We start from the raw sequence: 13,461 nt of genomic DNA, 5'->3' as shown, positions 1-13,461 counted from the left end.
AAAAAGCCGCCCCCGACCACACACTGTGGCCGGGGGCGGGGTAATGGAGGGTGATGTGTCTATCGGGTTTCGGGCCAGTCGTCATCTGTGAGGTAGACGGCGTGGACCTCGTAGCCGGTACGCGTGGAGCCGGTCATAATGCACCGATTCGTTCCAGCGTTGAGGAGTACGCGGCCCGGTACGGCACCATGCGACATGACCGCGACGGTTGCGGCGATTCTCGGCCTCCAGCCATACGGTAGGCCGGTCGTGGTCGTGTGGTCGGCATCATCCGTTTTATCGAACGCAAAATCGATTTGAACGAGGTGCCCGTAGCGGCGGGCGGCCACGGGCTTGTTTGCGGTCAGGGTGACGTTTGTGCCGTCGGTGAGGGCGCTCACCCATGCCGGATTGGTGGTCATGTTTCGGGATCCGGTGTCACCGTGGGTGACGGTCCATCCGGCGGTGGTGCGCTGCCATGTCCACGCACCAACCCCGGCCCCGTCGGTGGACGAGAACATCGCACCCACAGGTGCCGACGAGGCGAACGCCCGGCCTGCCGCGTCCATCGTGTCGGGCTTGTCGGGCCGTCCTTTCCCGGAGGCGTGGAGCGGGGTCGACGGGCCCGCAGGGCCAGGTGGACCGGCAGGGCCAGGCGGGCCATGGAACGCGGTTTGGGGCACACCATCGACGGCGTTACCGTGACGGATCAGCACATCACCATCGGCCACACTCGCGGGGACGAGCAGGGTCACCGGCGGGGTGTCGAGGCTGGGCGGCTGCCACCCGGCGGTAGCGAACAGGTCCACCGGGTTCTTGGCGTCGTTTTTCGCGGTGACCGTGATCTGGTAGGACGGCCAGCCGAGCGCATCGGCGAACACCACCAGCCAGGTGCCAGCCCACAGCCACACACCCTTCTGCCCGTTGAGCGACAGGTAGCCGTCCTGGTCGAAATCGGCAGAAATGGACTCGTGTTGGGCCCTGACCGACGGTTCAGGGTTGGCGCGGGTGATGATCCGACCGGTCTCAATAGGCCGGAACGTCACCGCGCGGTTCATGACGACCGGGGGCCCGTCAGGGTAGGGGTCGTCCTCGGCGGTGGAGTCCGCGACGGCCCGGATAGCTCGGGCGACCACCAGCCCATAGGCGTACTCGGCGGGCAGTTTCGGCTCGGCCATACGGGTTTACTCCTGCCCGTGGCGCGGCACAGCCACCGATTCGCCGTCATCGTCACGGTCATCGTCGAGGCCATCGGCCTCCGGCTCAGGCTCGGGGTCCTCGTCAGGATCCGGCTCGATCATCCCCGGATCATCGGGGTCCACCAACGCCGGGCCGTGACCCGACGGCTCTACGAGACCATGCTCAGCAGCGGCAGGGCGTCCAGCCACAAAACCCGGCGAGCCGATAGAGGTTGCCAGCGACAGCACCGCCGACACGGCGGCTGTAATCAACGCAGAGGCCCAGGGCAAGGCCTTGAATCCGTCGACGGTGTACACCGCACCAGCAGTAACACCCAGCACCGCCACAAACGTTTGGACAAACGTTTTAAGAGCGCGTTCACCGGCACCCTTCCAAAACTCTCGCGTCATCACTTCACCTTCTTTTCCAGCGTCGACAGGCGGGCCTCGAGTTTGCCGAGACGAGATCGGCAGTCCAGCACGTAGTACCAGATCGACCACAAGGCGTCCTTGGTGCGCCACAGCTTGCCGCTGACCGGGTTCTTCACCCATGACAGGGATTCCAGCTGGCGGCGGAGGTTACCCGCCTGCGTCTGCACAACACCGATATCGTGGTGCAGCTGCTTGTTCGATTGCTGAATAAGACCTTTGAGCATATTGACATCTGACACAGTTAGTTCCTCCTGGCGTGATGGTGCGGAATGGCCATTAACAAGCGCGATAAACCCGTCCCACGGGAAATAAGGACCGGGGTCGTCATGGTCGGATTGGTGGAAGGCCTCGGAGACCTCGTTGTGGCCGCAGATGCCGCGCTTCCCGGCCTTGACGTCAGCGATCGAGAGGCGGCGGATCGGGATGTTGTGGCGTTGACAGATACCGCGCGCCAGCATCGCGGCACGCTCCACAGCAGGCCACACCTGAGGGCTCAACCACTGCTCGCGGGTGTAGGCGTGGGCAGGGTTCGAAAACGAGGCATGCGACCCACCGTCAGCGCATATCTCAATACCGATGGAGTGTGAGTTCGGCGGGGCGTGATAGCCCACCGTCTCCTCAGACAGACACTGCACCGTGGTCGATATGTCACAAATGTAGTGGGCGGATGCTGGCCGGGTCGTTTCCTGAAAATAGTGGGCCGTCGACACCGCACGGCCAGCGCGCGACGCAGACGGATAGCCCACATCCGGGCATGTGGCGTGAATGACAAGACGAGTCACGGGAGGGTTGTTGTGGCCGCCGTGATGCTTGGCCTGAATGAATGTCATGGAGTCTCCTTCGGGGTCGGAGCTGGTGCGGGTGCTGGTGCTGGTGCAGGGGTTTGGCAAGCCGTGGCCCCGGCGATCGTTTCGGCGGTGCCGTCAGTCCACACCGCGACAAGACGACCGTCGTGGCATTCGAGGGCCGTCAGGCCGCGACCGGACAGCCCCTCAGGGCCGGGACGCCCAGCAGGGCCGGGCGGGCCAGGAGGACCGGCAGGACCAGGCTGACCCGCCACACCCGATGGGCCGACACCGCCAGGGCCGCCAGAGGGTCCAGCAGGACCAGGCAACCCCGTAGGGCCGGTTTTTCCGGGGACTCCGGGACGCCCAACGCCGCCAGCCGGGCCGGGAAGCCCCGTAGGACCAACAGGACCAGGTCCACCAGAGGGTCCCGCAGGGCCAGGCCCACCGGAGGGGCCGACACCGCCAGGACGACCAGGAGAACCGGCAGGGCCAGACGGCCCAGACGGGCCTTGGGGTCCCGCAGGGACGTGCACAGCGGCAGGCTTCCCGCTAGCCAGCGACGAGGACACATGTGACGCCTGCGAGCACAGCCCGGCGTCACGCACAGCCTTACCGTCGGCGCTGTCAGCCCGGCACGCCACCGCAACCTTGTCAGCCAGAGATAGGGCCGCCTGTGTCGCGTCGTCGGCTTTCTGCCCGGCACGGTCACGCTCACCCACCGCACGACTCAGCCACATCGCAGACACCACCAGGCACACCACCGTCAACGCCAGCACAATCGCCTGCGCGGCGGCCAGCCGTTCAGCCGACGCCCGGTGACGTCGCTCCATGTCCAGTTGGTTACTCGTCCGCGTCATCGCTCATCCAATCCGGTAGATCGGGCAGGGTGGCCGCATCATCGCCTCCGGGATGCCGTGACAGGTTGTGGCGTCGTAGCGCCTGCCGCGCCGAGTAGGCCCACTCCTGCAAGGCGTCGACCTGGGCGGCTAGCGCCCGCTGTTTGCGGCGTGTTTTCTGCGACAGGGCCGGGATGGATGCCAGCACCGATCCGGCGAGGGTGACGAGCCCCCCGATGATGACCTCTATGAGGTGAGACACCGGACCCTCCCGTCATCACTGTCGTCGATGGTGAACGCTGGCGTCACACGCCAACGGCAAACCAGTTCGCCTCTGCTTTGACTCCGGCAGGCTTCGAGCCGTCGACCGTGACGAACGCGAGTGAAAACCCGGTCGTCGTGACGTTGAAGGTGCGGACGTTAATCATCTGCGTGCCTCCCGCGCCGGTCGCCATCGACGCGACCACCGTCGGCGGTTTCCGGTACGGATGCTCGAAATCAACCTTGTACGAGTACACCGACGAGCTGTTAAACATGGCGTACCTGTAGCCCGTTTCGATACGCGGGAACGGAGCACCCCACCCCCTGCCACGGTAAATCCAGGCGGCAGGCTCACCGGTGACAATCATGTCGCCCTCGTGGGGGGTCGGGATCGCCGAGAGACTGTCGGCGTAGGCGACCCGACCGGCGAACGCCCGCCGATCCAGCACCTCAATATCACCGTTGACCGTTTTGATGGCCGCCAGCAACTGCTGGTGTTTCATGCCCGGATTATCGGCGATGACATCACGGGCACGCTCAGCCGTGCCACCCGTGATGATCTCAAACTTGGCGGAGTTGTTCTGCCAGTCACGAGTCAACACCACATAGTCGTAGTGGGTGCCCTTCGGTGTCAGCTGGGTGGTGGCCGTCTCTGTCGCATCACTGGTCACCATGACGCCATGCGCCCACGACACCCCGGAGACGATCGCAGCGGTGACCGTGGTGCCCTGCACATCAGCCGACACCGTGAGGTCGTCGGCATCCCGGACTGTCGGCACACCCCCCATCAGCTGGGCCATACGCGCCCAGTCCGCTTCGGTCATCTGGCCGTCGAAACCTTTACACACAATAGCCACAGCACAGCCCTTCTATAGTGTTCGCATATACCGGATATTTGACGACATATCGGCTATTTTCGACGCCAGCGCCCGCGACGGATCATCAACGAACTCCCCGGCGATCGGCGTCACCCGAGTCCACCCCGAGCCCGGATCATCGCAGACGTACTCGATTTCTTTGATCCGCTCGACCACATCCACCCCGGCCACATGAACGATGATTTCGTCGCCGGGACGCATCGTCACAGCGCCCAACAGCTGCTGCACCCGATCCGACAAGGTGATTTTGAACCCCGACGTCGGTTTAGACTCGGCCAGTGTTTGCCGCGCCTCATCCAGCAAGGTCACCTTCTGCGAGTCGGAGTTCCGGGCGTCGGTGAACACCTCGACACAGTCGGCCCACTCTTCGTGGAGGTCGGCGTCTTCGGCCATCGTGAACAGGCGGGCCTTGCCCTCACCCGAGCCGCCCACGATCACACGGGTCGCCTTGGGTGCGGAGCGGGTGAACTCCCACGCCTCAATCGTCCCCGACTCCTCAGAAAATACGTGCGGAACCGCCATCGTGGGCACACAATCGGCGACCAGCTCGCCGTCACCCTGCGACACCGACACCCGCATACCAGCCGCCGACATGAGGGGTAGAACCCGGTCGGCGAACGTGTGGAACCGCACCGACGCCGCCACCGTGGGGCCGCGCCCCTTGTCCGGGGCCACCGATATAGGCGACACCATCCGGTCGCAGTTCTCACCGATCAGCGTTTTCGCGACCGTCTCAGCCGGTGCCTTGATTGACCGGTACTCGCGGTCCAGGACGACACCCGCATCACCCGACGGGGTGATATTCGTCGCAGGCCACAGCAGCATCCGCCACAGCAGCCGGTTATCGCCCTCAGCGGTGACCGTCACCGTCGACGACGACGAGGGCCCCTTGCCGGTCACACCGCGCACCGGACCCGAAAACAGCTGACGGCCTCCATAGTCGACCACCAGCCGGGCACCCGGCTCTACCAGGTTAGGAATCCGGTCGTGATTGCCCGACAAGACCAGCTCCATCGTCGACAACTCGTCGTAGCGGTCAACGATCTTCACCGACTCGAAAAAATTGATCGGCGCTATCCTCTCGAACATCGACGAATAGACCGTGATCTGGGGTGTGTCCATCATCACCACGCCGCCAGGAACATCGGCTGAGTGGTGGCCGTCACGTCGCCTTGGCCCTTGATTTTGACCTTCACTTTCGCAGCCGTGGCCTTGTCGATAGGCCGGAACTCCCACGAGTCCAGCAGCATGAACGCATCCACCCCATCCCAGTCCACGCGCTGGGTACGCGGATCAGAGTCGATCACCATCGTTTCCCCCTCATCGAGGCCACCCTTGTATGACACCCTCGCATCATCAACGGAGATCGTGAACGAATCGACCGGGCCACGGATGGTCCACACCGGCCACGACGGCAAATCGCCGACGTTTTCCAGCAACGCTTGGCCCTGGTTGCCGCCAGGCATGAGCACAATCGGGAACGCCGTACCGGGCTTGTCGAGTGGGCCACCGCCGAGCCAGTCCACACCGCCCCGGTTCGACCACGACACCGACGACGCCGCGCCCCGCCAAAACGGGTCAAACGCCATGAGCTTCACCGACACGACGGCGTAGCCGCGATTCACCGGGTCGACGGTGAACGAATCATCGATGCCCACGCAGCGGCAGCCGATCGTGCGGGTCGACCCTGACGGCGTTGTCACCGACAGGGTGCCCTCCTCGCCGGGGTGAAAACAGCGGGTCACCGTATCCCACGACCCAATGAACCCGTCGCGTGATTCGTCGTCGTCGCCGTTCGACGACACCACCAGCGGAAGCGTGATCTCGCGCGGTTTCGCATTCCAGCCCCGCCACATCGCCCCGTGCACACCGGCATGCGTGGACTCCTGGTGTTCAATGTCAGGGTAGCCCAGCCCGGACACGGCCTCGGACAGCAAAAACACCTCCGAGCCGTACCCGGATAGGTTCAGCCGGGTTTTCCCGGACTGGTATCCGATGGTCAGCCCGGACCCGTCGGCTGCATTAGGCAAAAACATGAACTCACCCCAGGTTTAGGCGTAGGCCAACATCGTTAACGCTTCGCGCTGTTTCTGTTCGATCCGGCGGGCAAAATCGTTCGGGTCGCCGTAGGTGGGGCCGTTGACGTTGACCGTCACCCCACCGGCGGCAGTCCAGGGGGCACCGTTGGGTTGCCGCGACGGCTTCACGCGCGCCGGAACCGGCGGCACCACAGCCGCGTCAGTGGCGAAGGCGGGCGGCAGCGCGGCAGCCATAGCCTCCACCGACCCCACCGCATCGGAGGCGTTACGGTCGATGCCCTGCACCAAACCGGCGACGATTTGGGCACCCACCTCATCACGGAACACCCGCGACGGGGAATTGATATCCAGCACCCTCTTGGCGGCGTCGGTGATTTTCGAGCCGACGTTGCGTATCGTGTCAAACACCTTGTGGGCCGCACTAGTGATACCGCGCCCCAAGCCGTCCATGATGGACCGGCCCGTGCCGACCAGCCACGAACCGGCGTTACCAAGCGCGCCACGGATACGGCCCGGCATGGACCGGAAAAACCCGAGCACCGCAGAGATACCCGACGACACCGCCGACCCCATGGCGTGCATGCCAGCCGATGCGGCAGACCTGGCACCATTAAACGCCGACACGGCGGCAGAGCGGATACCCGACCCGAGACGGCGGAAAAACCCGACCACCGCCGACACGACCGTTGACACAATCGACGCCATGGCGTGCATACCGGCGGAGGCCGCAGCTCTCGCACCGTTGAACGCCGCAGACGCGGCGGCATGGATCGACGACCCCATGCGACGGAAGAACCCGACGACGGCGGTGACAACCCCGGATACGATGGCGCGCAGAGACGACCCGAACGCGCGGGTAGCGGCGGTGATGGCGTTCCAAGCGCCCCGGAACACTGCTTTGAGGGCGTTGAGGGCAGCCGAGGCGATGCCCTTGATGGCCCCGAAGTTGCCGGTAAACAGCGCCCGAAGCGTCAACCAAAACGCCGCAGCTGTGATTTTTATCACATTCCATGCTGCCGTGAACACCGCACGCAGAACGCTCGTCCACGCCCGGACAGCCGCACCAATGACAGCCATCGCACCCGAAAAGATCGCCCCAATGGACGCCCACAACGCCGTAAAGAATGCGGCCAACGACTGCCACGCCAACTTCAAACCTTGGATAGCGATACGGGCCGGAGCCACCGCAGCAGTCCACACCACCTGCAACGCAGGCAGGAACACCCCGGTAAACCAGGTGATGACAGCACCGAATGCGGTTGAGATCGCCGTCCCGATAGTCGACAGCACCGCCGTGATGCCGTTCCACACCGATTGAAGAGTAGGGACGAGGGTTCCCGTAAACCACCCCGCAACAGCCGATGCAGCAGCCTGAATACCACCCCACACCGCACCCACGGCGTTACGGAACGTCTCCGAATGCTGATACGCCAGAGTGAACCCGGCCACCAGCGCGCCGATAGCCACGACGACGATACCGATAGGGCCAGCCAGCGACACGAACACCGTGCGGATGACGAACAAGGCCGTATGAACCGTCTTAATGACGTTCACGACGACCCGGACCACCGAGACGACCTTCCCTACGATAGCCGTCACCACGCCGATAATGCCGATAACGGCCTTGATCGCGCCGATCACACCAGCAATACCGGCAGCAATGGACGCCACGACACCCATATGCGACGCGATGAAGCCGACGAGCGCCGTGATGACCGGAGCCAACCCGGAGATGATAGCTGCCACAACGTGGGCGAGAGCAGCTCCGACCTGCGCGATGACCGGAATCACCGTAGCCGCGATCTGCGACACCACCGGGATGATGCTGGAGATTGCCGGAGCCAACGCCTTCGCAACCTGAGCGACCAGTGTCACGATGACCGGCAGCAGCCCGTTGATGGCGTCTCTAAACTGGGCGTTCGACGCATAGGCGGCACCCAGCAGCGACAGCACGATCCCCAACGGGGACGTCAGGCCGCGCACAACCCCGCCAACGCCGCCCAGCGACCCCGACAGGCGCACCAGTGACGGCGTGAGCTTTGCCACAAGGCCACTGATGGGGCCGAGATGCCCCTTGAGCAGCGAAAACGCCGACGCCACGACCCCGATAGCCCCAGCTGCGCCAGAAAACATGGCTTGCACGTCGATCTTGGGCAGTGGGATGTCCCACCGGCTGAATAGCTGCTTGATGGAGGTGACCTTCGCGCGGATAGCGGCCTGCGCTCTCGTCAACGCGGCAGGAAGCCGACCGATGGCCGCGACGATGCCCGGCATAGCCGCGTTGATCCGAGCCCCCACGGCGTCAAACATCGGCTTGAAAGCGTCACCGAACTTGTCGATGACCGGGATGAGCGCCACGAAAATACGGCGCAGCGCATCCATGGGCACCGTCAGGGCGTTAGCCGACACACGACTTAGCGCGGCTTTCACGTTGGCCATAGCGCCCGCAAAAGTGGTGCCCGAACTCATGGCGGCCCCGCCGAGGCCCTTTTGCATGGCAGCGGAGAACGTTTTGAAGTCCACCTGACCCGACGACACCATATCCGAGACTTCGGCCGTGGTCTTCCCGGTCTGCTTGGCCAGGAACTGCAGCACCGGGATACCCGACGACAGCAGCTGAAGCATGTCGTCACCCTGAAGCTTGCCGCGTGCGGCAACCGATGAGAAGATCGCGCCAATGTCGGTCATGGAACGGCCCGAAATGGTGGCCGTGTCGGCAACCAACTTCAACGCGCCGGTGAGGTCGTTACCCATCGAGACGCCCGACGCCGACAGGGTAGCCGCCACCGTCGCGGCATCCCCCAAACCAAAAGCCGTGCCCTTTACCGACGTCAGCGCAGACCCCATAATCGAGGAGATTTCTTTACCCGAGTGGCCCAAGCCTTGCAGTTTCGCGCGTGCCTGGTCGATCTGCATGGCGCGGTTGATGCCGCCACCCACCGACACGTCGTAGATCGACTTGAGACCCTTCTTGGCGACGTTGATCGCGCCCATCATCACCGAGCCACCCAGGGCCAGCTTCATACCCTTGGCGAACAGGTTTCCGGACTGTTTGCCCTGTGCGGGCATGACGCCAGCCAGCTGCTTGGACACGTCCGACTTAAGGCCGGGCATTTTCGTGTACAGCGACACATACGCGGACGCAATCTCACCCGCCATCGCGTGCACCTCCTACGGTGATCGGTGTCGACGCGGACCCGGCGGCACGCACCCGCGACAAAATAGCGTCAACCTCTTGCTTCGACATGCCCGGCGTTCTCGGCTTCTCGGTGGGCCGGGGCACCGGGTCGGCTTTCCCCTCGCTGTTCGCAGCCCGGTAGGTGTCCAGGAAGTCGAGCACCGCCCATTCGGTGAACGTGAACGGTCGTCGCCACTGCCCGAGCGCGGCGGCCAGCTGACTGGACCCGTCACTGGTCAGGGTCACAGCCAGCCGCACCGCTTCACTCCACGACATCGCGTCAGTGCCTACCGCTGTCAGCGGCAGCCCAAACCGGGTCCGCCAGTCGTATTCGAGCGCCCCACGGTGTGTGTGCATCACACCGCGGAGCCAGATCATTTCCCCAACGACTCAGACGGCTCGCCGTCGCCGTCGTCGGGCTTGTACTCCATCCACTGGCGGAACCGCTCGGCGACCTCCACCATCGGCAGCTCCTCCAAGGCGTCGATAGCCTCGGTCGGGGCGGCCACAGCCAGCAGCGAGAACATGACCTCGATCTGGCCTAAATCCATGTCGTCGCCAGACTCGGCGATCCGGGCGGCACGCCGGAAAATCTTCGCCGGGGCCTTCTCGACAACCTGTTCTGCGGGGGCGAGCGTCCACGACTGCCCGCCGATAGTCAGGGTGTAGCCGTCAGCCATCGTCAGGCCTCGCTATCGCCGGAGCCACTGGAACCGGGCTTAGGGGAGACCGGGCCAGGGGCCGGGCTGGCGTTGTCCTTGAGCGCGGTCATCCAGCCACGAGCCGACAAGTAGTCGCCCGTGTCGCCGATCTTGGCCGGATGCGCGGACAGGGTGACACCGTAGCCCAGAAGCTCACCGTTTTGGCCCTTGATCTCCTCACGTTCGGTCAGTTCGACCTCGGGGAAGTAGTAGCGCACAACCTCCTTGCCGTCGACGAAATCAACGAGCAGGGACCGCACACCAGACGACTTTCCCGGCGACACGTCAAAGCTGCCAGCCTCCTTGCCACCGGTGACCGTGGTCTGCCAGTACAGCTCGATGGCCTGCTTGGTGGACTCAATCATCGTGAACGACACCTCAAGAGACGACTCGCTCGAGGTCGTGCGCACAATATCGGAGTTCTGCCATGCGGTGATGGCGTCGCTCTTACGGTCCGGCTTGATCTCCACGCCGTCCTCGGACAGGTAGCCCAGCGCGGTCATACCGGACGGCACAGTCGAAATAGAGGTGATGGAGTCACCGGCGTGAGGGTCACCCACGTACACGTCACCGGCGACAGCTATACGAACATTCGAGGCGTTACGGTCAGCCATAACAACAACCTTTCAGCGGGTTTTACTTGATTTCTTTTCGTTCGCCTACCTCGTAGGCGCGACATGTGATGTCGAACAGGGTGTAGCAGTCGTACACGGTCTCATCGGGTATGAGGTTCGGGCCGGTGGATCGAGACAGCCGCACCACCGGGTTGCCGTCTACGCTGTCTCCCAGCACGGCCTCCACCTGCCGCGACATCGCTAGGGCGGTGTCAGATCGTTCGTGGTACACGTTGACGCGCAGGAACAGCCGTTCCCGCAAGTGCAGTTCGGGGCCGCCATCCATGGACACCCAGATCCGCGGATAGCCGGTGTTGTCCGGGTCGCCACGTGACCCCGACACCTGCCATGCGCCAGTGATCGGGTCGTCGCGTAACGCGGCAACAGCCCACACGCGCGGGTCTTTGTATTCGATCACGAGGCGGCCCCTATCGAGCGGGCCAGCACGCCCGTTCGGGCCTCCATGCGTTGCGCGCCGGGGTAGGTGGTGCCGATACGGGCGACCGCCTCCACCCGGTGGATGCGCACCTGAGACGACAAACCGGCGGTGTAGCCCTGCCGATCCCGCGCATTGCCAGACACCGAGCCGCGCACCGCAGCCTCGACACGATCACCGCGTTGAGCGAGCATGGCCTGCACACCCTCCGACTTCAACACCTCCCGGATGCCGGGCATGTCCAGTTTCACGGTCACATCGCCAGACATCACGTCACCCCTGTTGCTTCCCGGCCCGGTAGCGGACCGTTTTTACGCGCAGCACCCATCCGAGAGTTGCGCCGGTGAACGGGTTGGTCCAGCGTCGCCACTGTCCGGCAGGGCGACACAGCAGGTCACGGATACGGTAGGCATCCGCCACCTGGCCCGGATCAACCCGCGAATACAGGTCGTACAGGTCGGTCACGTCGGCACCCGACACGAACTGATCGGAGCTTGAATCCACCGGGGCCACCGCACAGTTGGCAAGAGCAGCCCCGTCGTCGGCGTCGATATATTCGCGCTGAATATCGCCCAGGCTGTCGGTGTGGCGTGACGCACGGCAGGCCGTCACCTGCTCCCCGCCGGGAAACCCGCAATCAACGGTGTCAGTCACGGGCTACACCTCCCACAGCGGGCCACGGTAGGCGTTGATATCCGAGCCGCACGAACACCCGTCACCCCACACCGTCGAACACACATCGGAGTGGACGCCCGGACCGTATCCGGCGGTGGGGTTGATCGTGAACGCCCGACCAGACCCGGCGTCCCGACACAACCGCTGCAACGCCGCCACCTCGGAGGGCCACAGCAGTTCTTGACTCGTGCGGGTTGTCACCGTCTCCGAGAACGGGCCCGCCGACTGCGACGACACCGACCCGGATACGCCGGTTTCATTCCAGCGCAGCACCGCGCGGCGCAGGATCGCCTTGGCTGCACCCAGGTGTACAAAATCGGGCTTGGCGATGCAGGGGGCGACCTGGATCGCCACGGCCTCCACGTCGGCGATCATCGCCTCTGCTCGGGCGTCATCAATGGACGCGAACGGGGCTAGATCGTCGTTGGTGAGGATCGTTCCCACAGGTCACCCCCTGTAACTCGCTATGGACGGTCAGCGTGCAGAGTCGGAGCCACTGGAACCGGGCTTAGGGCTGCTGCCGGGGCCAGAGGATGCTTCAGTGGCGGCCTTGACCACCGCGAACGACTCGACATCTTCAATGACGACGTACAGGACAGCCTCCACGCGCACCAGCACCTCGTTGTGGCCCTTGAGGTCGGAGCCGGTGTTGTCGGGGTCGCCGTACTCGATGATCTCCATCGGGAAGTTCCGCTGGAATCCCCAATGGACACGTGACCAGTCGCCGATGATCGCCTGAATGCCGGAATCGGGGTTCATCTCGGGGGCACCGGAGACCGTGGACGACTGGCCGACCGTCAGGCCGCGCCAGTTCTGCATACCGGCGAACCCGGCCTGCGGGTAGATCGGCTGACCCGCCAGGGCCGTGCCCTTCGGCCACACCTCGGTGGCCAGCTGGTACCCGAATGCCGGATTGATGGCCAGACCGTTAGGCACGACAACACCGGTCGAGGCCAGTGCGCCAACAGCCTTCGTCAGATCATCGGTGGGCGAGGTCGTCGCATTAACGACCTTCGTGGTCTTGTCGATGGCGTTCGGGATGCTCACAGCAGGCGCACCCGTTGCCGGGTCGATGCCGTGGAACGCGATGAGGTCTACGGCTCGACCGATGGACGCACCCAGTGCGGGGGCGATGAGGTCGCTCATGACGCCCAGACGGTAGTCCGTGTCGGCCCACATGAACTCATCGCTGATGCGCTGCTGCGACACAATCTTGATCGGCTGTGCGCTCCAGGATGTGATCTTGGGGAGTTCGGCGGCAGGCTTGGCCTCGGACTCGCCCACGATCTTGGCGCGCGGAATCCCGGAGAACGTGGCCCCCTTCACGGGGCCGAAAATGGTCGGCTGCTCAGGGGTCAGCTGCCCCAGAATGCCGCCGCCATCAAGCGCCCTGTCCCTGACGATGCCCAGCATCGTGCCAGGCAGTTCCAACTTTGAGTTTTTGACGCCGAGTGCTTCGGCCATGG

General features: G+C 64.3%; 17 protein-coding genes. All 17 read right to left on the bottom strand.

Annotation, left to right across the window (positions count from 1 at the left end):
• Window positions 1–59: 59 nt before the first annotated feature.
• Window positions 60–1,157: a hypothetical protein gene (locus ACP8ML_RS08530; protein WP_117188617.1), complete on the bottom strand. Its 1,098-nt coding sequence runs from the start codon at window positions 1,155–1,157 to the stop codon at window positions 60–62.
• 6 nt (window positions 1,158–1,163) lie between these two features.
• The gene (locus tag ACP8ML_RS08525; RefSeq protein WP_117188619.1) at window positions 1,164–1,568 is read right to left on the bottom strand and encodes a holin; all 405 of its coding nucleotides are present in this window, start codon (window positions 1,566–1,568) and stop codon (window positions 1,164–1,166) included.
• Window positions 1,568–2,419 (bottom strand): N-acetylmuramoyl-L-alanine amidase, encoded by an 852-nt coding sequence (locus tag ACP8ML_RS08520; protein WP_117188621.1) that lies wholly within the window; start codon window positions 2,417–2,419, stop codon window positions 1,568–1,570. The genes ACP8ML_RS08525 and ACP8ML_RS08520 overlap by 1 nt, the downstream gene beginning before the upstream one ends.
• A 139-nt stretch (window positions 2,420–2,558) precedes the next feature.
• Entirely contained in the window at window positions 2,559–2,948 is a 390-nt protein-coding gene (locus ACP8ML_RS08515; RefSeq protein WP_216362422.1) for a hypothetical protein, read from the bottom strand.
• Between the two features lie 269 nt (window positions 2,949–3,217).
• Window positions 3,218–3,475 carry a hypothetical protein gene (locus tag ACP8ML_RS08510; protein WP_117188623.1) on the bottom strand — a complete coding sequence of 86 codons (258 nt, stop codon included), beginning with the start codon at window positions 3,473–3,475 and terminating at the stop codon, window positions 3,218–3,220.
• 43 nt (window positions 3,476–3,518) lie between these two features.
• Window positions 3,519–4,298 (bottom strand): H-type lectin domain-containing protein, encoded by a 780-nt coding sequence (locus tag ACP8ML_RS08505; RefSeq protein ID WP_249361186.1) that lies wholly within the window; start codon window positions 4,296–4,298, stop codon window positions 3,519–3,521.
• A 45-nt stretch (window positions 4,299–4,343) separates the two neighbouring features.
• Window positions 4,344–5,588 (bottom strand): Gp37-like protein, encoded by a 1,245-nt coding sequence (locus ACP8ML_RS08500; protein ID WP_486702912.1) that lies wholly within the window; start codon window positions 5,586–5,588, stop codon window positions 4,344–4,346.
• The gene (locus ACP8ML_RS08495; RefSeq protein ID WP_117188629.1) at window positions 5,477–6,388 is read right to left on the bottom strand and encodes a phage tail family protein; all 912 of its coding nucleotides are present in this window, start codon (window positions 6,386–6,388) and stop codon (window positions 5,477–5,479) included. The genes ACP8ML_RS08500 and ACP8ML_RS08495 overlap by 112 nt, the downstream gene beginning before the upstream one ends.
• A gap of 15 nt (window positions 6,389–6,403) precedes the next feature.
• The gene (locus ACP8ML_RS08490; RefSeq protein ID WP_117188631.1) at window positions 6,404–9,550 is read right to left on the bottom strand and encodes a tape measure protein; all 3,147 of its coding nucleotides are present in this window, start codon (window positions 9,548–9,550) and stop codon (window positions 6,404–6,406) included.
• Window positions 9,540–9,929: a hypothetical protein gene (locus tag ACP8ML_RS08485; protein ID WP_212750679.1), complete on the bottom strand. Its 390-nt coding sequence runs from the start codon at window positions 9,927–9,929 to the stop codon at window positions 9,540–9,542. The genes ACP8ML_RS08490 and ACP8ML_RS08485 overlap by 11 nt, the downstream gene beginning before the upstream one ends.
• A 14-nt stretch (window positions 9,930–9,943) precedes the next feature.
• A complete protein-coding gene (locus ACP8ML_RS08480) occupies window positions 9,944–10,249 on the bottom strand; it encodes a hypothetical protein (RefSeq protein WP_117188633.1) in 306 nt (101 codons plus the stop codon).
• Between the two features lie 2 nt (window positions 10,250–10,251).
• Window positions 10,252–10,884, bottom strand: a complete 633-nt coding sequence (locus ACP8ML_RS08475) for a phage tail tube protein (RefSeq protein ID WP_117188635.1) — start codon at window positions 10,882–10,884, stop codon at window positions 10,252–10,254.
• A gap of 22 nt (window positions 10,885–10,906) precedes the next feature.
• Window positions 10,907–11,302 (bottom strand): hypothetical protein, encoded by a 396-nt coding sequence (locus tag ACP8ML_RS08470; RefSeq protein WP_117188637.1) that lies wholly within the window; start codon window positions 11,300–11,302, stop codon window positions 10,907–10,909.
• The gene (locus ACP8ML_RS08465; RefSeq protein WP_117188722.1) at window positions 11,299–11,589 is read right to left on the bottom strand and encodes a hypothetical protein; all 291 of its coding nucleotides are present in this window, start codon (window positions 11,587–11,589) and stop codon (window positions 11,299–11,301) included. The genes ACP8ML_RS08470 and ACP8ML_RS08465 overlap by 4 nt, the downstream gene beginning before the upstream one ends.
• A gap of 4 nt (window positions 11,590–11,593) precedes the next feature.
• On the bottom strand, window positions 11,594–11,974 hold the full coding sequence (locus ACP8ML_RS08460; protein WP_117188639.1) for a hypothetical protein: 381 nt from the start codon (window positions 11,972–11,974) through the stop codon (window positions 11,594–11,596).
• A 3-nt stretch (window positions 11,975–11,977) separates the two neighbouring features.
• Complete coding sequence (locus ACP8ML_RS08455; protein WP_117188641.1) at window positions 11,978–12,439, bottom strand: hypothetical protein; 462 nt, start codon at window positions 12,437–12,439, stop codon at window positions 11,978–11,980.
• A gap of 30 nt (window positions 12,440–12,469) precedes the next feature.
• Window positions 12,470–13,459, bottom strand: a complete 990-nt coding sequence (locus tag ACP8ML_RS08450; protein WP_249361187.1) for a major capsid protein — start codon at window positions 13,457–13,459, stop codon at window positions 12,470–12,472.
• Window positions 13,460–13,461 lie beyond the last annotated feature (2 nt).

The organism is Cutibacterium sp. LaCa_255 (genome assembly GCF_057458005.1).
This window is presented reverse-complemented; position numbering and strand designations above follow the sequence as displayed.